The organism is Streptosporangium sandarakinum (assembly GCF_050942225.1).
Lineage (GTDB): Bacteria > Actinomycetota > Actinomycetes > Streptosporangiales > Streptosporangiaceae > Streptosporangium > Streptosporangium nondiastaticum.
In genome coordinates this window covers 5,235,497-5,261,374 of sequence record NZ_CP192034.1, presented here as the reverse complement: position 1 = coordinate 5,261,374, position 25,878 = coordinate 5,235,497, and the positions used below count along the sequence as shown (strand labels likewise).

At 74.1% G+C, this 25,878-nt stretch carries 22 protein-coding genes; 13 read left to right on the top strand and 9 right to left on the bottom strand.

What is annotated here, in order from left to right:
* Positions 1-32 precede the first annotated feature (32 nt).
* Together ACQP10_RS24600 and ACQP10_RS24595 are read left to right on the top strand one after the other, a co-directional pair.
* Positions 33-674, top strand: a complete 642-nt coding sequence (locus tag ACQP10_RS24600; RefSeq protein WP_218912690.1) for a ThuA domain-containing protein — start codon at positions 33-35, stop codon at positions 672-674.
* 114 nt (positions 675-788) lie between these two features.
* Entirely contained in the window at positions 789-1,688 is a 900-nt protein-coding gene (locus tag ACQP10_RS24595) for a TIGR03564 family F420-dependent LLM class oxidoreductase (RefSeq protein WP_346022628.1), read from the top strand.
* Positions 1,689-1,818: 130 nt separating this feature from the next.
* On the opposite strand, the gene ACQP10_RS24590 is transcribed toward ACQP10_RS24595, so the two are convergent.
* The 3 genes from ACQP10_RS24590 to ACQP10_RS24580 are packed head-to-tail and all read right to left on the bottom strand — an operon-like array spanning position 1,819 to position 5,148.
* The gene (locus ACQP10_RS24590; protein WP_433539771.1) at positions 1,819-2,496 is read right to left on the bottom strand and encodes an ABC transporter permease; all 678 of its coding nucleotides are present in this window, start codon (positions 2,494-2,496) and stop codon (positions 1,819-1,821) included.
* Positions 2,381-4,330: an ABC transporter permease gene (locus ACQP10_RS24585; RefSeq protein ID WP_433539770.1), complete on the bottom strand. Its 1,950-nt coding sequence runs from the start codon at positions 4,328-4,330 to the stop codon at positions 2,381-2,383. Before ACQP10_RS24585 ends, ACQP10_RS24590 begins: the two co-directional genes overlap by 116 nt.
* Positions 4,324-5,148, bottom strand: a complete 825-nt coding sequence (locus ACQP10_RS24580; protein WP_346022626.1) for an ABC transporter ATP-binding protein — start codon at positions 5,146-5,148, stop codon at positions 4,324-4,326. The genes ACQP10_RS24585 and ACQP10_RS24580 overlap by 7 nt, the downstream gene beginning before the upstream one ends.
* A 504-nt stretch (positions 5,149-5,652) precedes the next feature.
* Between ACQP10_RS24580 and ACQP10_RS24575 the strand changes: the two genes are divergently transcribed.
* Both ACQP10_RS24575 and ACQP10_RS24570 read left to right on the top strand, forming a co-directional pair.
* Positions 5,653-6,660 (top strand): histidine kinase, encoded by a 1,008-nt coding sequence (locus tag ACQP10_RS24575; RefSeq protein ID WP_433539769.1) that lies wholly within the window; start codon positions 5,653-5,655, stop codon positions 6,658-6,660.
* Positions 6,661-6,832: 172 nt separating this feature from the next.
* Positions 6,833-7,462, top strand: a complete 630-nt coding sequence (locus ACQP10_RS24570) for a response regulator (protein ID WP_389996048.1) — start codon at positions 6,833-6,835, stop codon at positions 7,460-7,462.
* A gap of 98 nt (positions 7,463-7,560) precedes the next feature.
* Here the strand turns inward: ACQP10_RS24570 and ACQP10_RS24565 are convergent, their stop codons facing one another.
* Positions 7,561-8,154 (bottom strand): hypothetical protein, encoded by a 594-nt coding sequence (locus ACQP10_RS24565; protein WP_433539768.1) that lies wholly within the window; start codon positions 8,152-8,154, stop codon positions 7,561-7,563.
* A 5-nt stretch (positions 8,155-8,159) separates the two neighbouring features.
* The gene (gene dapD, locus ACQP10_RS24560) at positions 8,160-9,137 is read right to left on the bottom strand and encodes a 2,3,4,5-tetrahydropyridine-2,6-dicarboxylate N-succinyltransferase (protein ID WP_346022622.1); all 978 of its coding nucleotides are present in this window, start codon (positions 9,135-9,137) and stop codon (positions 8,160-8,162) included.
* A gap of 261 nt (positions 9,138-9,398) precedes the next feature.
* On the opposite strand from dapD, the gene thrS reads away from it, so the two are divergent.
* Both thrS and ACQP10_RS24550 read left to right on the top strand, forming a co-directional pair.
* Positions 9,399-11,372 (top strand): threonine--tRNA ligase, encoded by a 1,974-nt coding sequence (gene thrS / locus ACQP10_RS24555; RefSeq protein ID WP_433539767.1) that lies wholly within the window; start codon positions 9,399-9,401, stop codon positions 11,370-11,372.
* Positions 11,373-11,547: 175 nt separating this feature from the next.
* Positions 11,548-12,099, top strand: coding sequence for an HIT family protein (locus tag ACQP10_RS24550; RefSeq protein WP_229811480.1), 552 nt, complete (start codon positions 11,548-11,550; stop codon positions 12,097-12,099).
* Here the strand turns inward: ACQP10_RS24550 and ACQP10_RS24545 are convergent.
* The 4 genes from ACQP10_RS24545 to ACQP10_RS24530 all read right to left on the bottom strand — a co-directional run bounded on the left by ACQP10_RS24545 (position 12,042) and on the right by ACQP10_RS24530 (position 18,228).
* Positions 12,042-13,628 (bottom strand): hypothetical protein, encoded by a 1,587-nt coding sequence (locus ACQP10_RS24545; RefSeq protein WP_433539766.1) that lies wholly within the window; start codon positions 13,626-13,628, stop codon positions 12,042-12,044. The genes ACQP10_RS24550 and ACQP10_RS24545 overlap by 58 nt on opposite strands.
* Complete coding sequence (locus ACQP10_RS24540; protein ID WP_433539765.1) at positions 13,619-14,164, bottom strand: hypothetical protein; 546 nt, start codon at positions 14,162-14,164, stop codon at positions 13,619-13,621. Before ACQP10_RS24540 ends, ACQP10_RS24545 begins: the two co-directional genes overlap by 10 nt.
* 96 nt (positions 14,165-14,260) lie before the next feature.
* Positions 14,261-15,892 carry a glycoside hydrolase family 10 protein gene (locus tag ACQP10_RS24535; RefSeq protein ID WP_433539764.1) on the bottom strand — a complete coding sequence of 544 codons (1,632 nt, stop codon included), beginning with the start codon at positions 15,890-15,892 and terminating at the stop codon, positions 14,261-14,263.
* Positions 15,893-16,095: 203 nt separating this feature from the next.
* On the bottom strand, positions 16,096-18,228 hold the full coding sequence (locus tag ACQP10_RS24530; protein WP_346022618.1) for an elongation factor G-like protein EF-G2: 2,133 nt from the start codon (positions 18,226-18,228) through the stop codon (positions 16,096-16,098).
* A 196-nt stretch (positions 18,229-18,424) separates the two neighbouring features.
* Here ACQP10_RS24530 and pgsA point away from each other — a divergent pair, with 196 nt between their 5' ends.
* The 7 genes from pgsA (at position 18,425) to ACQP10_RS24495 (ending at position 25,840) form a co-directional block, all read left to right on the top strand.
* Positions 18,425-19,042: a phosphatidylinositol phosphate synthase gene (gene pgsA / locus ACQP10_RS24525; protein ID WP_179827782.1), complete on the top strand. Its 618-nt coding sequence runs from the start codon at positions 18,425-18,427 to the stop codon at positions 19,040-19,042.
* Between the two features lie 10 nt (positions 19,043-19,052).
* The gene (locus ACQP10_RS24520) at positions 19,053-19,967 is read left to right on the top strand and encodes a phosphatidylinositol mannoside acyltransferase (RefSeq protein WP_389996027.1); all 915 of its coding nucleotides are present in this window, start codon (positions 19,053-19,055) and stop codon (positions 19,965-19,967) included.
* A gap of 103 nt (positions 19,968-20,070) precedes the next feature.
* Complete coding sequence (locus tag ACQP10_RS24515; protein ID WP_346022616.1) at positions 20,071-21,198, top strand: glycosyltransferase family 4 protein; 1,128 nt, start codon at positions 20,071-20,073, stop codon at positions 21,196-21,198.
* Positions 21,195-21,734 (top strand): hypothetical protein, encoded by a 540-nt coding sequence (locus ACQP10_RS24510; RefSeq protein WP_346022615.1) that lies wholly within the window; start codon positions 21,195-21,197, stop codon positions 21,732-21,734. Before ACQP10_RS24515 ends, ACQP10_RS24510 begins: the two co-directional genes overlap by 4 nt.
* 173 nt (positions 21,735-21,907) lie before the next feature.
* Positions 21,908-22,924: a DUF3048 domain-containing protein gene (locus tag ACQP10_RS24505; protein WP_346022614.1), complete on the top strand. Its 1,017-nt coding sequence runs from the start codon at positions 21,908-21,910 to the stop codon at positions 22,922-22,924.
* Positions 22,925-23,096: 172 nt separating this feature from the next.
* A complete protein-coding gene (gene pdxS, locus ACQP10_RS24500) occupies positions 23,097-24,011 on the top strand; it encodes a pyridoxal 5'-phosphate synthase lyase subunit PdxS (protein ID WP_179827788.1) in 915 nt (304 codons plus the stop codon).
* Between the two features lie 128 nt (positions 24,012-24,139).
* Complete coding sequence (locus tag ACQP10_RS24495) at positions 24,140-25,840, top strand: alkaline phosphatase D family protein (RefSeq protein WP_346022613.1); 1,701 nt, start codon at positions 24,140-24,142, stop codon at positions 25,838-25,840.
* The last annotated feature ends 38 nt before the right edge of the window (positions 25,841-25,878 follow it).

Genomic DNA, 25,878 nt, shown 5'->3' with positions numbered 1-25,878 from the left:
CGATGCGGCCGGGGGAAGAGGGAGGGCGTCGCGTGAGCCGGGTTCTGGTCTTCTCCCGCACGACCGGGTTCCGGCACGACTCCATCCCCGCCGGGGTGGAGGCGATCCGGCGGCTCAACGCCGGGACGGAGGCCACCGAGGACCCCGGCGTCTTCACCCCGGACGGTCTCGCTGGCTTCGCCGCGGTCGTGTTCATGAACACCAACGGCGAGGTGCTCACCGACGCCGGCCGGGCCGCCCTCGAGGCGTACGTGCGGGGCGGCGGCGGCTTCCTCGGCGTGCACTCCGCGGCGGCGACCGAGTACGGGTGGCCGTTCTACGGCGACCTGGTCGGCGCGTGGTTCGACCGGCACCCGGAGGTGCAGCCCGCCACGATAACGGTCTGCGACCGGGACCACCCGGCCACGGCCCACCTGCCGGCCGCCTGGACGCGCGTCGACGAGTGGTACGACTTCCGCTCCCGCCCCGACGCGCGCGTGCTGTTGCGGGTGGATGAGCCGACCTACGAGGGCGGAGCCATGGGCGCCGACCACCCCGTCGCCTGGTGCCACGAGCGGCTCGGCGGCCGGTCCTTCTACACCGCTCTCGGCCACACGATCGAGTCGTACGCCGAGCCGGCCTTCCGCGAACACCTGGCCCGGGCGCTGGAATGGGTGACCCGGGCCGATGGATAGGAGGCGGCCGACCGGCGATCCCGGCGCGCGGCCGGTGACGATATCGAGCGACGGGACCGGCGGACGAACATCGTTCTAGACTGGCCGGACCCACCAGAACGGAGTTCGGTAACGATGCGAGTCGGACTGTTCATCACCGAGCCCAAGGGGCCGGACGCGCTGGGCAAGCTGAGAGACCGGATCGCCCGCGGCGCCGACGACGGCTTCTCCTCGGCATGGATCTCCAACATCTTCGGCCTCGACGCGCTGACCGCCCTGGCCGTCGCCGGGGGCGCGGTGCCCGGCATCGAGCTCGGCACCGCGGTCGTGCCCAGCTACCCCCGCCACCCCGCGGCGCTCGCCCAGCAGGCGCTCACCGTCAACGCCGCCCTGGACGGGCGTCTGGCCCTCGGTATCGGACTGTCGCACCGGATCGTGATCGAGGACATGTACGGCTACGGCTTCGACAGGCCCGCCCGCCACATGCGCGAGTACCTGTCGGTCCTGCTTCCCCTGGTCCGGGGTGAGCGGGCGGACTTCGACGGCGAGACGCTCAGGGCGCACGTGCAGCTGTCCACCCCGGGCGCGGGGGACATGCCCGTCCTCATCGCCGCGCTGGCGCCCCGCATGCTCAAGCTCGCGGGGGAGAAGGCCGACGGCACCGTACTGTGGATGACCGGCCCCAAGACCGTCGCCGGGCACGTGGCGCCCGCCGTGACCGAGGCGGCGCGGGCCGCCGGGCGGCCCGCGCCGAGGATCGTGTGCGCCCTGCCGGTCTGCGTCACCGACGACGCCGAGGCCGCCAGGACCCGCGCGGGGGAGGTGTTCGCCGGCTACGGCGATCTGCCCTCCTACCGGGCGATGCTCGACCGCGAGGGGGCCGCGGGCCCGGCCGACGTGGCGATCGTCGGAAACGAGGACGAGGTCGCGGCGCAGCTCGCCGCGCTCGCCGAGGCCGGGGTCACCGACTTCGTCGCCGCCGAGTACGTCCGGGACGACGACCGCACCCGCCGCTTCCTCAAGACGCTCCTCTGAGCGGCGCCCGTCCCTGAGCGGCGTCTCTGAGCGGCGCCCGCCTCTGAGCGCCCGCCCGATCCTTGGGAGCCCCGCCCGGTCCCTGAGAGCCCGCCCCGCCACCCGGCCCCTCCGCCGGGCGGCGGGCGGATCAGCGGGCCCGCCGGGCGGCTCCCAGGACGGAGAGCACCCCGGCGACCACGGCCAGCACCAGGCAGGCGCCCACCACACCCAGCACGGCCGGCCAGGGAACGATCAGTGGGACGGACGCGCCGACCTGCCGGCTCAGCCCGGAACGGATCCCGAGCAGCGCGGGCAGCGCGACCGCCGCGCCCAGCAGGCTCCCCATCACCGTCACGAGCGCCGACTCGGCGGCCACCACGCCCAGCACCTGCCGGGGCGTGGCCCCCGAAGCGCGCAGCACCCGGAACTCGCGGACGCGACCGGACGCGGCCATGAACAGTGTGTTGGCGACCGCGACGCCGGTGTACCCGACCGCCGTGCCGACCAGGACCAGCGTGAAGAGCCACACCAGGCGGTCGTCCTCGTCCCGGGAGCTCGCCGCGTAGGCGGCCGGGCCGAGCGCCCCGGCCCCGAGCGGCCCGAGGCGGTCCGCGCCGGGGGCCGGCCCGGGGAGCAGGATCTCCGGGGTCAGCGCCGAGGGATCGTGAGCCCGCACCACGTCGCGCGGCAGCAGGAACGCCGCCGGCGCGTCACCGGCCACGGCCGCCACCCGCAGCGACTCGGCGCGGCCGTCCTCGAAGGTCAGCCGGATCGTGTCGCCCGCCCGCCAGCCGCGCTCCGCCGCGACCCACCGGGCGACGACCACGGTCCCGGGGCCGCCGGAGCCCTCGCGGCCCTCCGGGAGATCCCCGCCTTCCGCGCCCGGCCCGCCTCGCCCGGGGAGTCCGTTCCGGCACGCGGGGCACCGCCGGAGCCGCCCGCCTCCCACGCGGCGGTCCCCAGGGCCGCCTGGGGCGGCATGCCGTCGGGATGGACCGTGGTGGGCAGCGGGACGCCGCCCGCCGTACTCCCCGCGCCACCGTCCGCCGTGTCTCCGGTGACGCGGCCCGCCGTGCCTCCGGCCGCGGCGACCACGGCGTCCGACAGGCCCGGGACGCCGTCGGCGGGCACCACCACCGCCTCCGCCCGCACGACCGCGGTGCGGCCCAGCGCGAACGCGCCCGCCGTCGTCTGCACCATGCCGGTGACCAGTACGGCGAAGCCCACGGTGAGCAGGACCGGCGCGGTCGTCGACGCGGTGCGGCGGATCGCGGCCAGCGAGCCCTCCCGCACCAGCGTCCAGGTGGCCCCCGGGCCCGGGACGGCGGCCACAGCAGCGCCCGCACGACCGGCGGCAGCACGGCGGGCGCGAGCAGGGCGATCCCCACGGTCAGCGCCATCGCGGCGAGGAGTGCGAGGGTCACGGTCTCCTCCGGGCGGGTGCCGGCCACCGCGACCGCGACGGCGATCCCGGCGGCGGTGAACGCCGAGCCCAGGAGCAGGCGCGCGCGGGTCATCGGCCGCCGGTCGGCCCCGGCCTCGCGCAGCGCCTCCAGCGGCGACGTCCGGGCCGCGCGCCGCGCCGCCGTCCAGGTCCCCAGCAGGGCCACGACCAGCCCGCCGCCGAACGCCGCGGCCGGCGGCCACGCCGTGATCCGCACCGAGAAGCCCGATGGCTCGAACCCGGCCGTCACCAGCAGGTCGCCGAACACCGGCGCCAGGACGATCCCTGCCGCCACGCCCGCCAGGGCGGCCGCGACGCCGACCGCCAGGGCCTCGCCGCGCACCATCCTGCGGACCTGCCGGGGCGTGGCCCCGACGGCGCGCAGCAGACCGAGGTCGCGCCGCCGCCGCATGACGCCGAACGCGAACGTCGACGCCACCACGAAGACCACCGCGAACCCGGACAGGCTCGCCATGGCCGTCAGCACCTGCGTGCCGATCCACCGGGTCCGCGCGTCGGCCTTCGTCTCCAGCGCCGTCCGCGCGCCGCCCGAGAGCACCTCGCCGAGGTTCCCGGTGGCCGTCCGGGCCGCCGCCTCGACCGCGGCGAGGTCCGCGCCCGGCGCCGTGCGCAGCCCGATCACCCGCACCCCGCCGGACAGCCGGGCCGCCGCGGCGTCGCCGAGGTAGAGGCCCGGCCCGTCCGCGGTGCCGGAGACGGCGTACGGCACGGGCCCGGCGGCGGTCAGCAGCGTGACCGCCGACCCCGGCGCCAGGCCGAGGGCGTGCTCCACCACGACCTCGCGATCCCCGGAGGGTGGCGACCCGGACACCAGCCGGTGGGGCGCGAGAGCGGCGCTCGACCAGGGACGCCCCTCCAATCGGCCGGGATCGGGGCGGCCGCCGATGACGGGCTGGGCGTAGAAGGAGCGGTCCGGGACGGCCGCGACCACCCCGGGGACGGCCTTCAGCCGGTCCGTCAGCAGGCGGACCGTCTCCGGCGGCCAGGGCCGGTCCGCCAGGAATGAGCCGTCGGCCTGGACGGCCGCGGGAGCGCGCACGAGCACGGCCGTTCCGGCGTACCGGGCGGGGACGCGCGGCCCCGCCGAGGCGAACACCAGCGCCGTCATCGACACCAGCGCCACGCCCAGGAAGAGGGCGACGAACGCGCCGGCGAAACCGGACCGGCCGCCCCGGACCATGTCCAGACTCAGCATGATCCCTCCAGGGCGGCCATGCGGACGGCGATCGCCTCGGCCCGCAGGCGCAACCCGGCCGGGCCGGCCCCGCCCACGTCTCCCCGGTCATCCGGAACGGTCATCTCGTCGGCGATCCGGCCGTCGGCCATCAGGACCACCCGGTCGGCGTGCGCGGCGGCGACGGGGTCGTGGGTCACCATGACCACGGTCTGCCCCCGCCGGTCCACCACGTCGCGGAGCAGCGCCAGCACCTCCCGCGAGGTACGGGTGTCGAGCGCCCCGGTGGGCTCGTCGGCGAAGAGCACCGCGGGCCGGGTGACCAGCGCCCTGGCGACGGCGACGCGCTGCCGCTCACCGCCGGACAGCTCGTCCGGCCGGTGACCGGCACGCCCGCTCAGGCCCACCTCGGCCAGCGCCGCGCGGATCTCCGCACCCGGAGGCCGCACCCCGGCCAGCCGCAGCGGCAGCGCCACGTTCTGCTCGGCGGTGAGCGCCGGGACCAGGTTGAACGACTGGAACACGAAGCCCACCCGCCCACGGCGCAGCAACGTCAGCCCGGTCTCGTCCAGCGGGCCGAGGTCGGTCCCGTCGACGATCACCTGCCCCCGGGTGGGCCGGTCCAGCCCGGCGGCGCAGTGCAGCAGGGTGGACTTCCCCGAGCCCGAGGGGCCCATCACCGCCGTGAACGTCCCGGCCCGGAAGCCGATCGTCATGTCGTCCAGCGCGGTCACCGCGTGGGGGGCGGCGCCGTACACCTTGCTCACCGACCGCAGCAGGACCACCTCGGCCGCGGGTTCCGGCGCCTTCGTCGCGTCCGTCGTCATCTCGATCGTCATGGTTCAACCCAAGGACGGCGGAGCCGCCGGCGCACTGGTGGAGACAGGACAGGCGATACTCCACCTGGCACTACCGTCACCGCGCGCCGGAATCTGTAGCGTCGACCCCGTGCATCGCCCCTCCGGCCGTCCCCCCGGCGTTCCCGGCGCGCCCGGTGTCTCTGGTGCGTCCGGCGTTCCCGGCACGCCCGGTGTCCCCGGTCCCTCTGGCACGTCCGGCGTTCCCGGCCGCGTCCCGGACCCCCTTGAGGTCCCCCTCCTTCTGCCGGGGGACGGGCCGCGGGCGCCCCGGACCGCGCTGCGGGCCCTCACCGGCCACCCCCTGGGCTTCCTGCGGACGGCCTGGCCGTGGCGGTCCCTGGCGTACCTGCTGTCGGGCACGGTGTTCGGTGCGGTCCCCGCCCTGGTGGTCTGGCTCGCGGTCGCCGCCGGGCCCGCGGCGGCGGTGGCGGTGGTGGCGGTCGCCGCCGTGCCGGGCGCGCTGCTGGCCGGCCGCTACGAGCGGTGGCTGCTGCGGCTGGTGGAGACCGCGCCCATCGCCGACCCGCATGCCGCGCCCCCGCCCCGGGCCCGCGCGCCTGGCTCCGCACCCGGCTGGGGGAGCAGGCCACCTGGCGCGAGGCCGGCCACACGCTGCTGGCGGTCACCGCGCTGTGGTGGATCGACCTGGGCTTCGTCGGCGTCGGCGTCTGGATACCGGGCCTGCTGCTGTCGGCGCCGCTCCAGCCCAGCTCCCCCCTCGGCCCCGCCCTCAACCTGCTCGTGTCCCTGGGCGGGATCGCGCTGCTGCCGCTGGCCGCCTACCCGGTGACCATCTGGGCCGGCGCCCGCGCCACCCTGGTCAGGACGCTCCTGTCCGACCCCGGCGCCGAGCTGGCCGAGATCACCCGCTCCCGGGCCCGCCTGGCCGACGCCTTCGAGGCCGAGCGGCGCCGGATCGAGCGGGACCTGCACGACGGCGCCCAGCAGCGGCTGGTCGCGCTGACGCTTGCACTCGGCATGGCCCGGCTCGACCTCCCGGCCGGATCGCCCGCCGCGGACCGGGTCGCCGAGGCGCACGAGCACGCCCTGCTGGCCCTGGCCGAGCTGCGCGAGCTGATCCGCGGCATCCACCCGCGCGTCCTCACCGACCTCGGCCTGCCCGACGCGGTGCTCGACCTCGCCGGGCGCTCGCCCGTCCCGGTCGAGACGGACGTCGTGCTGCCCCGGCGGCCACCACCGGCGGTCGAGATCACCGCGTACTTCACGATCGGCGAGGCGCTGACCAACGTCGCCCGGCACAGCGGGGCGAGCCGCTGCCTGGTCCGGGGCCGCCTCGTCAGCGAGGACCCGCGGTCCGGCGGGATACTCGTGCTGGAGGTGCACGACGACGGCGACGGCGGGGCCGACCCGGCCGCCGGCACCGGGCTGGCGGGGCTGGTCGACCGGCTCGCCGTGGTCGGCGGCGTGATGTCGCTGTCCAGCCCGGCCGGAGGCCCTACCCTGCTGCGAGTGGAGATCCCGTGCCCCTGACCGTCCGCCGGGAAGACCGCCCGTGCACCCGCCGAACCGCCGCCGGTGGAGATCCCGTGCCCCTGACCGTCCGCCGGGAAGACCATCCGCGGACCCGCCGGTCCGCCGCGAGCGGAGACCCCGTGCCGCCGGCCGCCCGCCCGCGGGCCCGCCGATCCGGGAAGGAGGCGTCGTGCGCGTAGTCCTGGCCGAGGACTCGGTCCTGCTCCGCGAGGGGCTGGCCGGGCTGCTGGAGCGGTTCGGCCACACCGTGGCCGCGGCCGTCGGGGACGCCCCGGCGCTCACCGCCGCCGTCGCCGAGCACGAACCCGACATCGTGGTGACCGACGTGCGGATGCCGCCCGGCTTCACCGACGAGGGCCTGCGCGCCGCCTTCGCCCTGCGCGCCGTACGGCCCGGCCTGCCGGTGCTGATCCTCAGCCAGTACGTCCAGCAGGCGTACGTCGCCGAGATCATGGGTTCCGGGATCGGCTACCTGCTCAAGGACCGGATCGGGCACGTACGGGAGTTCGCCGACGCCGTGGAGCGGGTCGCCGCGGGCGGCACCGTCGTCGACCCCGAGGTGGTCAGGCAGCTGCTGGCGCACCGCCGCGACCCGCTGCGCCGGCTCACCCCGCGCGAGCGCGAGGTGCTGGCCCTGGTCGCGGAGGGCCGCTCCAACGCCGCCGTCGCCCGGTCCCTGGTGGTCACCGAAGCGGCGGTGGCCAAGCACATCGCGAACATCTTCGCCAAGCTCGACCTCCCCCTGGCGGGGGACGACCACCGCCGGGTCCTCGCCGTCCTCGCCTACCTCCGGGGCTGAGGGGCGGCCGGGGCGCCCCCGGCGCCGGAACCGGCGGACGGCCGATCCCGGTCCGGTTCCGCTTCGCCGGACCGGAACCGGAACCGGGACCGGGCCCGTCAGACTCCGAAGGCGCTCAGCGTCGGCCAGGCCGAGCCCACCCCCGCCAGGACCCCGGCGGCGACCTGGGCCGGGGTGTGGTGGGCCAGCCGTACCCGCGCCCAGCAGACCACCGCGGTGACCGCCGCGCCGGTCACGAGCGTCGGTACGGCGGGCAGCACGTGGGCCAGCACCACCACGGTGCCCGCCGACACGGCCGCGTGGAAGGAGATCTTCCACCGCAGCGTGACCGGGACCGTCACCGCCAGCGCGGCCAGCATCGCGGTCACCGTGGCCACCAGCAGCCGGGGCGCCCCCAGGCCCGCCAGCAGCACCAGCGCCGCCAGCACCGCGGCGACCGCCACCAGCAGCGGCCCCGTACGGCGGGCCCGATCGACCAGGTGGTGGGAGTCCAGCCGCCCCGACCGGACCCCCGCGTAGATCACCCCCGCCGGGACGCCCCCGCACAGCGCCGAGGCGACCAGCCCCCAGGCGGCGGCGGGCGGGCCACCGGCGAGCAACCCGACGACCGGCGGGAGCGCGATGACCAGCACCTGGGGCGCGAACAGCCCGGTGATCCACCGCGCCGCCGCGGTGGCCCTGTCCGGCGTCACCGCCGTCAGTCGTTGGCGTGCAGCGCGCTGTTGAGCTCGATGCCGGTGCCCCGCCGGGGGACGACCTCGACGGCGCCGGAGGTGGAGTTGCGGCGGAACAGCAGTCCCGGCTCACCCGACAGCTCGGCGGCCTTGACCACCCGGCCGTCCGGGAGGGTGACCTTGGTCCCCGCGGTGACGTACAGGCCCGCCTCCACGACGCAGTCGTCGCCGAGGGAGACGCCGATGCCGGCGTTGGCGCCGAGCAGGCAGCGCCGCCCGACGGAGATGACCTCCTTGCCGCCGCCGGAGAGGGTGCCCATGATCGAGGCGCCGCCGCCGACGTCGGAGCCGTCGCCCACGACCACGCCCGCCGAGATGCGGCCCTCGACCATGGAGGCGCCGAGCGTGCCGGCGTTGTAGTTGACGAAGCCCTCGTGCATCACGGTCGTGCCGGACGCCAGGTGCGCGCCGAGGCGGACACGGTCGGCGTCGGCGATCCGGACCCCCGCCGGGACGACGTAGTCGACCATCCGCGGGAACTTGTCGACGCCGTACACGGTCACCGGGCCGCGGGCGCGCAGCCGCAGCCGCGTCCGCTCGAAGCCCTCCACCGCGCACGGGCCCTGGCTCGTCCACACCACGTTGCCCAGCAGGCCGAACACGCCGTCGAGGTTCAGCCCGTGCGGCGCGACGAGGCGGGACGACAGCAGGTGCAGGCGAAGGTATACGTCGTGGGTGTCGGCCGGGGCCTCCGACAGCTTGGCGATGCCGGTCCGCACCGCGACCACCTCCACGCCGCGGGCCTCGTCCGGGCCGAGCAGCGCGGCGACGTCCGGGCCGAGCGCCTCGGCGGCCTCCTCCGCCGACAGCCGCTCGGTGCCGGAGATGGGCGGCTCTCCCAGCTCGGGGGCGGGGAACCAGGTGTCGAGGACGGTCCCGCCCGCGGTGATGGTCGCGATGCCGGCGCCGTACGCGCCGGAGGTCTGGGCTGCTGCGTTCACCCTCCCAAGGGTAGTCAAACCCGCCGCCGCGACGTGCCCGGGCCGATCTTGGCGCGCCGGTGCGCCACCGGGACGTCATCGGGACGCCACCGGACGCCACCGCGGCGCCGAGGCCGGACACGGCGGCGGCACGGACACGGCGGCGGCACGGTCACGGCGCGGTCGCGATGTCCCCGAGGCCGAGACGCCCGGGATATCGCCCGCCCGGCACCGGTAGCATCGGTGGGACAGACCGATGTCGTCGTCTCCCAGGGAGCAACCGTGTCCGCCGTGCCAGAACTTCGTGTCACCCTCGCCGGAGCCGAGCGCGTGGTGGCGGAGGGCACGACGTACGGCGACGTGCTCGAGGCCGACGGCCGCTCGGTGGTCGCCGCCCGCGCCGGCGGCGAGCTGAAGGACCTCGCCGCCCGCGTCGCCGACGGCGACGTGATCGAGCCGGTGGCGGTCGACAGCCCCGACGGCCGGGCGATCGTGCGCCACTCCACCGCCCACGTCATGGCCCAGGCCGTCCAGGAGATCTTCCCCGAGGCGAAGCTCGGCATCGGCCCGCCCGTCGAGAACGGCTTCTACTACGACTTCGACGTCAAGGACCCGTTCACCCCCGACGACCTCAAGCGCATCGAGAAGCGCATGCGCGAGATCGTCAAGCAGGGGCAGACCTTCTCCCGCCGTCCCGTCTCCGACGACGAGGCCCGCGAGGAGCTGGCCGCCGAGCCGTACAAGCTGGAGCTGATCGGCCTGAAGGGCGGCGCCTCCGCCGAGGACGGCGCGAACGTCGAGGTGGGCGCCGGCGAGCTGACGATCTACGACAACCACGACTCCAAGACCGGGAAGCTGTGCTGGAAGGACCTGTGCCGCGGCCCGCACGTGCCGACCACCCGGTCCATCCCGGCGTTCAAGCTCATGCGCTCCGGCGGCGCCTACTGGCGGGGCAGCGAGAAGAACCCGCAGCTCCAGCGGATCTACGGCACCGCCTGGGAGTCGCGCGAGAAGCAGGACGAGTACCTCCACCTGCTGGAGGAGGCCGAGAAGCGCGACCACCGCAAGCTGGGCGCCGAGCTCGACCTGTTCTCCTTCCCCGACGAGCTGGGCTCGGGCCTGCCGGTCTTCCACCCCAAGGGCGGCGTGATCCGCCGCGTCATGGAGGACTACTCCCGCAAGCGGCACGAGGAGGCGGGTTACTCCTTCGTCAACACCCCGCACATCACCAAGGGCCACCTGTACGAGGTCTCCGGCCACCTCGACTGGTACCGCGACGGCATGTTCCCGCCCATGGAGCTGGAGGGCGCGGAGTACTACCTCAAGCCGATGAACTGCCCGATGCACAACCTGATCTTCGGGGCGCGCGGGCGGTCCTACCGCGAGCTGCCGCTGCGGCTGTTCGAGTTCGGCACCGTCTACCGCTACGAGAAGTCCGGCGTCATCCACGGCCTGACCCGGGTGCGCGGCATGACGCAGGACGACGCGCACATCTACTGCACCCGCGAGCAGATGCGCGACGAGCTGACCTCGCTGCTGCGCTTCGTGCTCGACCTGCTGCGCGACTACGGCCTGGAGGACTTCTACCTGGAGCTGTCCACCAAGGACCCGGAGAAGTTCGTCGGCTCCGACGAGGTGTGGGAGGAGGCGACCGCGACGCTGCGCGAGGTCGCCGAGGCGGAGAAGCTGGAGCTGGTCCTCGACCCGGGCGGCGCCGCCTTCTACGGTCCCAAGATCTCCGTGCAGGCGCGTGACGCGATCGGCCGCTCCTGGCAGATGTCGACCATCCAGCTCGACTTCAACCTGCCCGAGCGGTTCGGACTGGAGTACCAGGCGGCCGACGGCACCCGCAAGCGGCCCGTCATGATCCACCGGGCGCTGTTCGGCTCGATCGAGCGGTTCTTCGGCGTGCTGGTCGAGCACTACGCCGGCGCCTTCCCCGCCTGGCTCGCCCCGGTGCAGGTCGTCGGCATCCCGATCGCCGAGGCCCACGCGCCCTACCTGCAGGACGTCGCCGAGAAGGCCCGCGAGCGGGGCGTCCGCATCGAGGTGGACGCCTCCGACGACCGGATGCAGAAGAAGATCCGCAACGCCCAGAAGTCGAAGGTGCCGTTCATGCTGCTGGCCGGCGACGACGACATCGCGGCCGGCGCGGTCTCCTTCCGGTTCCGCAACGGCGAGCAGAAGAACGGCGTCCCGGTCGACCAGGCCATCGACGAGATCGTCGACGCGATCGAGCGCCGCGTCCAGGTCTGACGCCCCGTCCGACCCGTTTCCGGCCGCGGCGGGCATCCGCCGCGGCCGGCGCGCGTCCCGGCAGGCGTACGGCACGGCCGGCGCGGCCGGGAGACGCGCGCCCGCCGCGGCGGAGGCCCGCCGCGGCCGGGAGGCGCCGGTCCCCCGAAGGTCGCGGGGCAATATGCTGAACGCCATGAGCGAAGAGCCGCAGGCGCAGCACGGGGCAGGCACGCCGGACGCGTTCGAGAGGCTGTGGACTCCGCACCGGATGGCCTACATCAAGGGCGCCAACAAGCCGACCGGCGCGGGGCCCGACGACGGCTGCCCGTTCTGCGACATCCCCCGGATGAGCGACGAGGACGGCCTGGTCGTCGCCCGCGGCACGTCGGTCTTCGCGGTGCTCAACCTCTACCCGTACAATTCCGGGCACATGATGGTCTGCCCCTACCGGCACGTGTCCGACTACGCCGACCTCGACGCCGGGGAGACCGCCGAGCTCGCCGACTTCACCAAGCGAGCGCTGACCGCGCTGCGCAAGGCCAGCGGCGCGCAGGGCTTCAACGTCGGCATGAACCTCGGCGCGGTGGCCGGCGCGGGCATCGCCGCGCACCTGCACCAGCACGTGGTGCCCCGCTGGGGCGGCGACACCAACTTCATGCCGGTGGTCGGCCACACCAGGGTGCTGCCTCAGCTCCTGCGCGACACCCGCGAGCTCCTCGCGGGCTGCTGGCCCGCCTCCGCGTAGGCGGGGGCCGCGCCGCCCCGCAGCGCCTGGACGCCCGCCGACAGCACCAGCGGCAGCCCCAGGGCGAGCGCCATGGACAGCACGGCCGCGCCGGAGTCGTTGACCAGCATGCCCACCACCCCGCTGACGAGGGTGCCGATCAGTCCGGCCTTCAACGCGGGGGAGTGGGCGAACGCCGCCGGCAGCACCCCGGCGCTCGCCGTCCCCGGCCGCAGCAGCCCGTAGACCAGGAACGCCGCCGCGGCCAGCACGATCGGCATCAGGTTGGGGCTGAGCAGGGTGTTCAGCATCGCGCCGAGCTTGCGGGCGATCACCTCCAGCGCCTCGCCGGTGATCACCTGGCCGACGAACCTCCCCAGGTGCGTCTGCGACCCGGGCGGGCGCAGGTGGTCGAGGAAGGCGATGGCCATCACGGTGACGCCGCCGGCCACGCAGAACGAGCCCAGCTTGACGATCGACACCCTCCGGCCGGCCAGCAGCAGGGAGGCCACCGCGATGCCCGGCACGAAGGCGATCACCCCGCCGAAGTCGCTGCCCACCCCCGGCCAGCCGCCCAGGATCATCGCCGCGCAGCCCGGGACCGCCACGGCGGCGACCGCGGCCGTCCGCCGGTCGCGCGCGGTGAGCCGGTGGGCGAGTGCGGTGGCCAGCAGCAGCACCGAGGTGGCGAAGAGCGCGAACGGGATGTTGCCCAGGCCGTAGTAGCGGGCGCCGACCACCGCGGTGTAGCCCATCACGCTGTTCAGCTGCAGCGGGGTGCCGGTGAGCAGGTCGCCGGCGAGCACCGCGGCGGTGACCCCGGCGACGACGGCCAGCGGCCCGAGCGGGTCGCGCCGCCACGGACCGGCCAGCGCCACCGCGGCCAGCGCCGCCGCGATCGCGGCGATCCCGCCGGTCAGCGCGAGCGCCGGCGCCCCGGCGTGCCGCCAGGGCAGCAGGTTGACCAGGTACGTCGACACCGGCAGCGCGGCCAGCGCCAGGGCGGCCACCCGGATCGCCCCCGTCCCGCGCCTGCGGCGCATCAGCAGGAACGCCACCAGGTAGAAGGCCACCTGCAGCACGGCGACGGAGGTGAAGAACACCCCGCTCAGATTCCTGATCGTCTGGCCGGCCCGGTCGGCGCCGGCCAGCTCGTCCCGCGCCGCCCCGACCCCGCCGGTACGGCCGCCGGCCCGCCAGGGCACGCCGATCACCGTGTCCGGGACGGGGACGCCCGCCGCGGTGAGGACCGTCGCGGTGACGTCGGGGAGGATCGTGACGTCCTCGCGGTGGGTGGAGGCCGCCCCGAGGAAGCGGCCCGCGACGTCCGCGCCGCGCATCATGGCCACCCGCAGGTGCGGGGTGTCCCCGTGGTCGGACAGGCCGGCCAGCAGCACCCGGGTGTCCGGCGGCAGCGCGGCCAGCACCGCGCCGACCGCGGCGTCGGCGTCCCGCAGCGCCCGCGCCCGCCGGTCCGGGCCGAGCGCGTCCTCGGCACCGGACAGCCGGCCGCCGGCCAGGTAGGGGCGGATCAGGTCGTTCACGTCCACGGCGGCCACCGGGCATCGGGTGAAGGCGTCCGCGGGCAGGTCCGGCAGGTTCGCGGGGAGGGGGCGTAGACGTCGACCGCGCCCCGCCGGTCGGCCAGGGCCAGCGCCGCGCCCGGCCCGACGGCGAGCGTGCACGCGCCGGCGGCGTGGACGGCCTCGCCGAGCGCGCCGGAGTTCCGCTGGCGGGCGACCCGGAACAGGTAGTCGTAGCCGGGGACGACCGCGCCGGCGCCGGAGGGCTCGGGCGTGGGCGGCAGCCCGCATCCGTAGCCGACCGACGACCGGACCCCGGCCGACACGGTCAGCCACCCGTCGTAGGGGCAGGTCACCTTGCCGACGGTGCGGACCGACAGCGAGCCGACCGCGCTCTGGCCGGCCAGCCGCCACAGGTTCGGGGTGGCGTCCGGCCCGAGGTCGCTCCACTGCAGGCCGGGGACGCCGATCAGCGCCACCCGCCCGGCGGGCTGGGCCGCCTGCGCCGTTCCCGGCCACAGCGCGCTCACCAACATCGCAAACGCGACGAGCGTCCGCTTCACCGACGACCTCCCATACGGCGGGCAACGCTGGAACCGTAGGGGAAGATCATGGTGCCGGTCCACCCACCGGCGTGACGGCGGGTCGCGGCCTCTGGATCAGGGCGCGGTGACCCGGGCGGGGTCGCTCTCGTGGCCGAGGCGGTCCACGGCGGTGACGAGGTAGGCGCCGCCGCCGGGCGCGGTGAACGCCTGGCGCGGACCGCCGCCGGCCGGCACGACCGCGACCAGGTGGCGGGCGTCGGCGGTGGCGCACTCGCCGACCTTGCCGGACGGGATCCGGTAGACGGCGTAGGTGCGGGCCCCGGCCGAGGAGTTCCAGCTCAGCGACCTTCCCTGGACTCCCAGGCCGGTGGGCTGGGCGGGGGCCCGGCCACCGAGGTCCTTCATCAGGGGGAGCAGCGCCGGGCGGTCGTAGTAGCTCTTCGAGATCCGGTTCAGCGCGCCCAGCGGGTTGCCGAGAAGCTGCTTGGCGCTGAAGTACACCTCGCCGCGGATCTGGTCGTACCTGCGGTTGACGGCCAGCTGCGCGGCCAGCTCGCCGGGGCTCCGCCAGGCGCCGCCGGTGCCGACCTGGTAGAGCGCCATGCCGATGTACAGATGCACCCCGGTGCCCTTGACCTCGTTCGCCCACCACGGCGCCAGCACGTTGTAGTCGGCGGCCTGGAAGCCGCGCGGCCAGTACAGCTGCGGGATGACGTAGTCGACCGTGCCCTTGCGGATCCAGTGGCGGGCGTCGGCGTAGATCGAGTCGTAGGCGGACATGCCGGAGGTGGCCGACCCGGTGCGGTCCTGGGCCTTGTTGCGCCAGATCCCGAACGGGCTGACGCCGAACTTCACGTAGCTCTTCGTCTCGTGGACGGTCTTGTCGACCTGCGCGATCAGCTTGTTGACGTTGGCGCGGCGCCACTCGGCCAGGTTCTGGCCCTTGCCGTACTTCCGGTGGGACGCCTGGTCGCCGAAGCGCCCGCCCGCGCCGGGGTAGGGGTAGAAGTAGTCGTCGAAGTGGACCCCGTCCACGTCGTAGCGCGACACCACGTCCTTGACGACGGCGGTGACGTGGTCGCGCACCTGGGGGAGCCCCGGGTCGTAGTACAGGCGGCCCTCGTAGGGGATGGTCCAGTCGGGGTGCAGCCGGGCCGGATGGTTCGCCGGCAGCCGGTTCGCCCCGCCCTCGAAGGAGGCGCGGTAGGGGTTGAGCCAGGCGTGGAACTCCAGCCCTCGCCGGTGGGCCTCGGCGGTCAGGAAGGTCAGCGGGTCCCAGCCGGGGTCCTTGCCGGCCTTGCCGGTGAGGTATTTCGACCAGGGCTCCAGGCTGGACCTGTAGAGGGCGTCGGAGGCGGGCCGGATCTGGACGAACACCGCGTTGAACCGGCGCTTGACGGCCTCGTCGAGGATCCTGGTGTACTCCGCCTGCTGCCGGGCCACGGACAGGCCGGCCCGTGACGGCCAGTCGAGGTTGTCCACCGTGGCGATCCACACGCCGCGCAGCTCCCGCTTGGGGTGCTCCGGGTCGGGGGTGCAGGCCGCCGTGGAGCCTCCGGCGCCGCTGCTCCCGGCGGTCTCGGAGCCGGTCTCGGAGCCGGTTCGGGACGTGGTCTTCCCGCCGCCGGCGGCCCGCTTCAGCGCGGGGGGCTTGGCGGCCGGCGCGTCGGGGCCGAACGCGTAGGCAGCGCCGTTGGCGGCGACGGCGAGGGCGACTGCGGCGAGCAAAGGACGTCCGGTTCGCATGGTTCCTCAGTCTGGCACCGCGAACGATCTGCTTTGGCCCGATAAAAGAAATCGTTTCGTGATGCCGGTGTGACGCTTGCCCGATTCTTTGGGGAGGCGTGGACGTACGGCCGGCGCCTCCCCTCTGATCGGCGGCCGGCGTTCCCGGACCGGAGGCCGACCGGCGGCCTCCGGTCCGTCTCCGGGCCGTCTCCGGTCCATGGTCAGCCGGCGACCTTCTCCACCAGGTGCGGCGGAAGCGGCTCGTAACGCAGGAACGACCGCTGGAACGTCCCGGTGCCATGGGACATCGACCGCAGGTCGATGGCGTAACGGGTGATCTCCAGCTCGGGGATCTCGGCGCGGACCAGCGTGCGCCCGACGCCGACCGGCTCGGTGCCCAGCACCCGGCCCCGGCGCGACGACAGGTCGGACATCACCGCGCCGACGTAGTCGTCGGCGACCAGCACCGACACCTCGTCGACCGGCTCCAGCAGCAGGGTCGGCACTTTGGCCGCCGCCTCCTTCAGCGCCAGCGCCCCGGCAATCTGGAACGCCATGTCGGAGGAGTCGACCGGGTGCGCCTTGCCGTCGTAGAGCGTCACCCGCACGTCCACCATGGGGTAGCCGGCCACCACGCCGCGCTGCATCTGCGTGCGTACGCCCTTCTCCACCGACGGGATGAACTGGCGCGGCACCACACCGCCGACGATCTTGTCGACGAACTCGAACCCGCCGCCGGAGGGCAGCGGCTCGATCTCCAGGTGGCAGATGGCGAACTGCCCGTGGCCGCCGGTCTGCTTGACGTTGCGGCCCATCGCCTGGCACCTGCCGCCGAAGGTCTCCCGCAGCGGCACCCGCAGGTCCACCTTCTCCACCTCGACGCCGTGCCGCCGGCTCAGCCGGTCCAGCAGCACGTCGGCGTGGGCCTCGCCCATGCACCACAGCACGAGCTGGCGGGTCTCGGCGTTGTTCTCCAGCCGGAGCGTCGGGTCCTCGGCGACCAGCCGCTGCAGCGCCTGGCCGAGCTTGTCGTCGTCGGCCTTCGACCTCGGCTGGATCGCCACCGGCAGCAGCGGGTCGGGCATCGTCCAGGCCCGCATCAGCAGCGGCCGCTCCTTGTCGGAGAGGGTGTCGCCGGTCTCGGCCCGCGACAGCTTGGCCACCGCGACGATGTCGCCGGCCACGCACCTGCCCACCGTGCGCTGCTGCTTGCCCAGCGGCGACGACAGCGCGCCGATCCGCTCGTCCACGTCGTGGTCCTCGTGGCCCCGGTCGCCCAGGCCGTGCCCGGAGACGTGCACGGCCATGTCGGGCCGCAGCGTCCCGGAGAACACCCGCACCAGGCTGATCCGGCCCACGTAGGGGTCGCTGGTGGTCTTGACGACCTCGGCCACCAGCGGACCCTCGGGGTCGCAGGAGACGCCGGGGACCGGCCTGCCGTCCACCGAGGTGACCTCCGGCAGCGGGTGCTCCAGCGGGGAGGGGAAGCCCTGCACGATGAGGTCGAGCACCTCCTTGGCGCCCACGCCGCCGCCGGTGGCCAGCACCGGGTAGAAGCCGCCGCGCGCGACCGCCTTCTCCAGGTCCTCGATGAGGACCTTGGGGTCGATCTCCTCGCCGGAGAGGTAGCGGTCCATCAGGGACTCGTCCTCGCTCTCCTGGATGATCCCCTCGATCAGCGGGCCGCGGTGCTGCTCGATCCGCTCCTGGTAGTCGGGGCCGGGGGCGTTCTCGGTCCGGGAGCCGGTGGCGTAGTTGCAGAACCTCTGGGTGATCAGGCCGATCAGGCCGTTCAGGCGGCCGTTGGTGACCACCGGCAGGTACAGCGGCGCCACGCCCTCGCCGAACGCCTCCTGGCAGGTGGCCAGGACCTCCTCGAAGTCGGCCCGCTGATGGTCGTTCTTCGTGATCACCACGGCCCTGGGCATGCCGACCGCGGCGCACTCGTCCCAGATCATCCGGGTCAGGCCGTCCATGCTCTCCGCCGCCGAGACCACGAACAGCGCCGCGTCGGCGGCGCGCAGCCCGGCGCGCAGGTCGCCGACGAAGTCGGCGTAGCCGGGAGTGTCCAGCAGGTTGATCTTGATGCCGTTGTGCACCAGCGGCGCCACGGAGAGGTTCACCGAGCGCTGCTGGCGGACCTCGACCTCGTCGAAGTCGCTGACCGTGGTGCCGTCCTCGACCCGGCCGGCCCGCTGTACGGTGCCGGTCGCCGTGAGCAGCGCCTCCACCAGGGTCGTCTTGCCCGATCCGGAATGGCCGACCAGCGCCACATTGCGCACCATGTCGGGGCGGTCGGCCTCGGGTGCCCTGCCCGCGGCTCCCGCTGCTCCGCCTCCAGCCTTATCTGCCACGTCGCCTCCCGCGTCGTTGCCGAAGGGGCGCGGCCAGGCGCGGCCACACCCCATCCGCCGCCGCGTCCGTACACCGCAAGGACGCGGTGTGTTCACCAAATACCCATGTGGCGAATATCACAAGAGCTCCGCGCCGATCCGCTTGCGGAGCGTTGGATGCGCGCTCCATGACGGTGTGGCCTACGATCGGACCGCGATGCTGAAACTTCTGCGCCCCGCCGTGACCCGCGTGCTGACCCCCCTGGGCAGAGCCCTCATCCGCCGTGGGATCAGCCCCGACATGGTCACTGCCGCCGGAACGCTCGGCACGGTCGCCGCAGCACTCTTCTTCTATCCCCGGGGAGAGTTGTTCCCCGGCTCGCTCGTGATCACGTTTTTCGTCCTGGCAGATCTTCTCGACGGGGTCATGGCCCGGATGACGGGCCCGGGGAGCGTCTGGGGGGCCTTCCTCGACTCCACCCTCGACCGCGTGGGCGACGCCGGGATCTTCTCCGGGCTGGTGATGTGGTTCGTGGTGAGCGGCCAGCGGACGCTGGCCGGGGTCGCCCTGTTCTGCCTCGTCGCCGGGGCCGTCGTCTCCTACGTCAAGGCCCGGGCCGAGGGCCTGGGCCTGTCGTGCGACGTCGGGCTCGCCGAACGGCCCGAGCGCCTGGTCATGGTCCTGGTCTCGGCCGGGCTCGGCGGCCTCGGCGTGCCGTACATCCTGGCGGCGGGCCTGTGGCTGCTCGCCGCCGCCAGCGCGTTCACCGTCGTCCAGCGCCTGCTCCACGTCCGCCGCCAGGCCGCCTCCACCTCTCCACGCCCCCTCCGCTGAGGAAAGAACGATGAACGACAAGCCGTCACCTCAGGATCGTCTCGTGGCGGCCGGCTTCGGCGCCGGCTGGGCGGTCGTGCCCCGCCTGCCCGAGCCCCTGACCGCCTGGGCCTTCAGGACGGCCGCCGACCGGCTGTGGAAGCGCCGCGGCAAGCAGGTGCTCCGGCTGGAGGCCAACCTCGCACGGGTCAAGGGCACCTCCCCGGACGACCCGGCGATCCGTGAGCTGAGCCGCGCGGGCATGCGCTCCTACTTCCGCTACTTCCACGAGGTGTTCCGGCTGCCCTCGATGCGCCCCGAGGAGATCCTGGCGCGCACCCACGTCCACAACGCCGAACGGGTCTACGAGATCCTCGGCGGCGGCCGGGGCGCGGTGTTCGCCCTGCCGCACATGGGCAACTGGGACCAGGCCGGCGCCTGGTTCGTGCAGAAGGGCCACCCGTTCACCACCGTCGCCGAGCGGCTGCGGCCCGAGTCGCTGTTCCACCGCTACACCGCCTTCCGCGAGAGCCTGGGCATGGAGGTGCTGCCGCTCACCGGCGGGGACAACCAGGCCTTCGCCGTACTGGCGCAGCGGCTGCGGGCCGGCCGGCCGGTCGCGCTGCCCGCCGAGCGCGACCTGACCGCGCGGGGGGTGGAGGTGAAGTTCTTCGGCGCGGCCACCCGCATGCCCGCCGGGCCCGCCATGCTCGCCCTGCACACCGGGGTCCCGCTGATCCCGACGATCCTGTCCTTCCGGGGCCGCGACTGGACGGTGCGGTTCTGCGACGAGCTCCCCAAGCCCGCCGAGGGCACCCGCCAGGAGAAGGTCGCGGCCCTCACCCAGGACCTCGCCACCGCCTTCGAGAAGGGCATCGCCGAGCACCCCGAGGACTGGCACATGCTGCAGCGGCTGTGGCTCGAGGACCTGGAGCCCCGCGGATGACCGCGGGCTCCGCGCGGGGCGCGCGGCGGACAGAGGAGACGGCGGGTACGGCGGGCACGGCCCGCACCCGGGAGACGCGGCGGACGCGGGAGACGGTGGGACGATGAGGATCGGCATCGTCTGCCCCTACATGTGGGACGTGCCGGGCGGGGTCCAGGTGCACATCCGCGACCTCGCCGAGGCGCTCATGGACGACGGGCACCAGGTCCAGGTGATCGCCCCGGCGGGCGACGACGCGGCGCTGCCGCCGTACGTGACCTCGGTGGGCCGGGCGGTCCCGGTCCCCTTCAACGGCTCGGTCGCCCGGCTGTCGTTCGGGTTCCTGTCGGCGGGGCGGGTGCGCCGCTGGCTGCGCGAGGGCCGCTTCGACGTGCTGCACGTGCACGAGCCGTTCATCCCCTCGGTGGGCCTGCTGGCCTGCTGGGTGGCCAGGGGACCGATCGTGGCCACCTTCCACGCCTCCTACGGTCGTTCGCGGGCCTTCTCGGTGGCCTCGCCGGTGATCACGAGTGTGCTGGAGAAGATCACCGCGCGGATCGCGGTGTCCGACGCGGCGCGCAAGACCCTGGTCGAGTTCATCGGCGGCGACGCGGTGCTCATCCCCAACGGGGTGACCGTCGGCCGCTACAGCCACGCCGAGCCGCTGCCCGGCTGGGACGACGGCGAGGTGATCGGCTTCCTCGGCCGGATGGACGAGCCCCGCAAGGGCCTGCCGGTGCTGCTGGAGGCGTTCTCCCTGCTGGCCGCCGAGCGGCCGCGGCTGCGCCTGCTCATCGCCGGGCCCGGCGACGCCGACGAGGTGCTCGGCCGGGTCCCGGCCCGCTTCCACGACCGGATCGGCCTGCTCGGCATGGTCAGCGAGGAGGACAAGGTCCGCGCCTACCACTCGGTGGACGTCTTCTGCGCCCCCAACCTCGGCGGGGAGAGCTTCGGCATCGTGCTCACCGAGGCGATGTCGGCCGGGGCGGCGATCCTCGCCAGCGACATCCCGGCCTTCCGCAAGGTGCTCGGCGACGGCGAGGCCGGCGCGCTGTTCGCCACCGGCGACGCCGCCTCCCTCGCCCGAGAGGCCGCCGCCCTGCTCGACGACCCCGGCCGCCGGGCCGACCTGTCGGAGGAGGCACGCCGGGCCGTCCGCAAGTACGACTGGTCCACGGTCGCCCGCGACGTGCTGCGCGTCTACGAGACCGTGGCGACCCCCGCCGGGGTGGAGGAGGACGAGGAGTCGTGAGCACCACGCTGATCGCCGTGGTCGGCGCGGTCGTCGTGCTGGTCGCCGTCTACGTCTCCTGGCGGGCCGGCCGGCTGGACCGGCTGCACATCCGCCTGGAGCTGGCCCGCGAGTCCCTGGACGCCGCGCTGGTACGGCGGACCGCCGTCTGCCTGGAGCTCGCGGCCTCGCGCGTGCTGGACCCGGCGACGAGCCTGGTGCTGGCCGCCGCGGCCCACGAGGCCCGTACGGCCGGCGCCGAGGAGCGGGAACACGCCGAGAGCGACCTGTCGCGCACGCTGCGCGCGGTGGTCGACCAGGACCGCTTCCGTGACCGGCTGTCCGCCGACCCGGCCGGTCGCGAGCTGCTGGCCGAGCTCGACACCGCGGTGGCGAAGGTGGTCTACTCCCGGCGCTTCTACAACAACGCGGTCGGCGTGACCCGGGTCGCCCAGCGCCGCTGGCTGGCCCGCACGCTCCGCCTGGCCGGGCACACCGAGTACCCCGGCTTCTTCGAGATCGACGACGACCCCCCGAAGGTCCTCGCCGCCGGGTGACCCGGGCCGCCTCCGCGCGCTCACCGGCGGTGCGCCGGGGACCGCCCACCGGATACGCCGGCGGCTCCCGAACGCCCCGATGCCGAATAAGACTCACGAAAGCGGGATAACCGGCAACTGGGACACCGGTAAGCTCGTGCTGGTTTTCAGGCCCGACTTGGAGGAGATGAGCCGTGCGGGTGTCCCGGAAGATCGCCGTCACGCTGGCGGGGGCCGCCGTCCTCGCCCAGGCCGCGGCCTGTTCCTCCGACGAGCCCGCGGCGGGCAAGCAGCCGCAGGCGGCGGCGGAGGCCACGACGCCCGCCGAGACCCCGTCCCCGGAGCCCACCCACCCCTTCACCGGCCTGCCCGGCGCCGCGCGCAGACCGGTGCTCGCGGCGAAGATCGAGAACACCTCGGCAGGCAAGCCGCAGCTCGGCCTGAGAAGCGCTGACATCGTCTACGTCGAGCAGGTCGAGGCGGGCCTGACCCGTCTCATGGCGATCTTCTCCTCGAAGCTCCCGCCCAAGATCGGCCCGGTGCGCAGCGCCCGCATCTCCGACCTGCACATCCTGCCGCAGTTCGGCAAGCCCGCCCTGGCCTACTCGGGCGTGCAGACCAAGATGATCCCCAAGGTCCAGCAGGCGTCCCTCATCGACGTCTCCGACAGCAGGGCTCCGGGCGCCTACTTCCGCCAGCCCGGCCGCTACGCGCCCTACAACCTGTTCGCCGAGCCCAGGAAGCTCCTGGCCCAGGCGCCCGGGGTGAGCAAGGCCAAGGACATCGGCTTCACCTTCGGCGACGCCCCCGAGGACGGGACGCCGAGGAAGTCGTTCAGCGTGCGGTACCCGGCGGCCCGCTTCACCTTCACCTGGTCGGACTCGGCCAAGAAGTGGCTGGTCTGGCAGGACGGCAAGAAGGACATGGCCGCCGAGGGCGGCCAGCTCGGCGCCCCGACCATCGTCGTGCAGTACGCCAAGACCGAGCGCTCGGAATTTCACGACCTCAACCAGAGTTATACCCCTCTGGTGCACTCCACCGGCACGGGCAGGGCCGTCGTGCTCCGGGACGGGCAGGCGTTCAAGGCCAGGTGGTCGCGCGAGTCGGAGCGGGACGGCACCGTCTTCACCACCGAGAACGGGGAGCCGATGAACTTCGCCCCCGGACAGGTGTGGGTCGTCCTGGCCGCGCCCAAGCCCGTGATCCCCTAGGCGGGCTCCCTCCGGGGGCGGCCGGCCGTACAGGATGGCCAAGAAGATCCCCCGAAGGCGACAGATCGGCGTGTGAGGGCATACGCCGATCAACGCCTACCATGAAGAAGTGGCGGCCGTCCCGGCGAGGGACGCCCGTGATCCGCAACCAGCCGTCGTGAGGTAGAGCCCCGTGTCCAGCAGCACGCCCGAAGTCACCGAGACCGCCGTCACCGGAACCGCCCGGGTCAAGCGCGGCATGGCAGAGATGCTCAAGGGTGGCGTCATCATGGACGTCGTCACCCCCGAGCAGGCCAAGATCGCCGAGGACGCCGGCGCGGTCGCCGTCATGGCCCTTGAACGGGTCCCCGCCGACATCCGCGCCCAGGGCGGCGTATCCCGGATGAGCGACCCCGACATGGTCGAGGGCATCATCTCCGCCGTCTCGATCCCCGTCATGGCCAAGGCCCGCATCGGCCACTTCGTCGAGGCCCAGGTCCTGCAGTCGCTCGGCGTCGACTACATCGACGAGTCCGAGGTGCTGACCCCCGCCGACTACGCCAACCACATCGACAAGTGGCGCTTCACCGTCCCCTTCGTCTGCGGCGCCACCAACCTCGGCGAGGCGCTGCGCCGCATCACCGAGGGCGCGGCGATGATCCGCTCCAAGGGCGAGGCCGGCACCGGCGACGTCTCCAACGCCGTCACCCACATGCGCACGATCCGCGCCGAGATCAAGCGCCTCACCTCGCTGCCGGAGGACGAGCTGTACGTCGCGGCCAAGGAGCTGCAGGCGCCTTACGAGCTGGTCGCCGAGGTCGCCAGGACCGGCAAGCTGCCCGTGGTGCTCTTCACCGCCGGCGGCATCGCCACCCCGGCCGACGCCGCGATGATGATGCAGCTCGGCGCCGAGGGCGTGTTCGTCGGCTCGGGCATCTTCAAGTCCGGCAACCCGGCGCAGCGCGCCGCCGCGATCGTCAAGGCCACCACCTTCTACGACGACCCGGACGTCATCGCCAAGGTCTCCCGCGGCCTGGGCGAGGCCATGGTCGGCATCAACGTCGACGACATCCCGGTCCCGCACCGCCTCGCCGAGCGCGGCTGGTAGGAAATTTCAGGAAAGGCGGCATCTGTGAAGGATGCCGCCTTTTCGCTTTCCTGAGCCGTTCACCCTGCCGTCATGATCCTCCGGGAGGCTGACGGGCGTTCGTGCCCGACACCCCCCGGAGGACCGCCTTGTCCGAATTCACCCGCCGCTCCTTCCTCGTCACCGGGATCGCGGCCGGAGCCGTGGCCGCCGTCCCCGGCGCGGCGCACGCCGACCCCGGTGCGGAGGGCGCCGGCGCGGAGAGCGCCGCCTCCCTCGCCTCCCGGGGCCTGCGGACCGACCCCTTCACGCTCGGCGTGGCCTCGGGCGACCCGGACGCCGAGGGCTTCGTGATCTGGACCCGGCTGGCGCAGCGGCCGCTCGCCGAGGACGGCATGGGAGGCATGCCCGCCCTGCCGTTCCCGGTCCAGTGGCAGATCTACGCCGACGAGGGCGGCCGCCGGGTGGTGCGGCGCGGCACGGCCCTGGCCCGGCCCGACTGGGGCCACAGTGTCCACGTGGAGGTGGGCGGCCTGTCCGCCGACCGCGACTACTGGTACCGCTTCAGGGTCGGCCCGTACCTGTCGCCCATCGGCCGGGCCCGCACCGCCCCGCACCCGCTGTCGTTCGGCTCGCCGCTGGCCATGGCCTTCGTCTCCTGCGCCCAGTACGAGCACGGCTACTTCACCGCCTACCGCCGCCTGGCCGAGGACCACCCCGACCTGGTCCTGCACCTCGGCGACTACCAGTACGAGTACACGCGCGACACCTACACCATCCCCGGCGGCAACATCCGCGACCACGAGGGCCCCGAGACCGAGACGCTCGCGAACTACCGGCAGCGGCACGCCCAGTACAAGACCGATCCCGATCTGCAGGCCGCGCACGCCGCCGCCCCCTGGCTGGTGGTCTGGGACGACCACGAACTGGACAACAACTGGGCCGACGAGATCCCGGAGAAGCCGGAGGTCCCGCAGCCGAACTTCCTCGCCCGGCGCGAGGCGGCCTTCCGCGCCTACTACGAGAACATGCCGCTGCGCCGCACCTCCGTCCCGCGCGGCGTCGACATGCAGCTCTACCGGCGGATCCGCTGGGGCGCGCTGGCCACCTTCCACATGCTCGACACCCGCCAGTACCGTGACGACCAGGGCTGCGGCGACGGCTACAGCGCCTGCCCCGAGGCGAGCGACCCGGCGCGCTCCATCACCGGCGAGCAGCAGGAGCGCTGGCTGATCGACGGCTTCCGCCGGTCGCGGGCGCGCTGGGACGTCATCGGCCAGCAGGTCTTCTTCGCCCAGCGCGACAACAACGCCGGCCCGCTCAAGGTCACCAGCCAGGACGCCTGGGACGGCTACGTCGCCTCCCGCCGGCGGATCACCCAGGGCTGGGTGGACGCCGGGGTGCGCAATCCGGTGGTGCTCACCGGCGACGTGCACGCCCACTGGGCCAGCGACCTCAAGCTCGACTACGACGACCCCACCGGCCGCACGGTCGGCTCCGAGCTGGTCGCCACCTCGATCTCCACCACCGGAGACGGCAAGGACTCCGACCCCGCGACCCACCCGTACCTGAAGATCAACCCGCACCTGAAGTTCTACAACAATCAGCGGGGCTACGTGCTCACCCGGATCGAGCCGGGCGCGCTCACCGCCGACTTCAGGGTGGTGCCCAAGGTGACCGAGGCCGGGGCCGAGGCGTACACCAGGGCGACCTTCGTCGTGGAGGACCGGGTTCCGGGCGTCCAGCAGACCTACCTGCGCCCGCTGGACCCGTCCCTGGCCAGGCGGGCCGAGCCGTCGGACGCCGAGCGGATCCAGGAGGTCGTGGACGCCGAGACCAGGCGTCCCTGACCGGCCGCGGCCCGGCGGGGCCGCGTGGGGGTAACGGG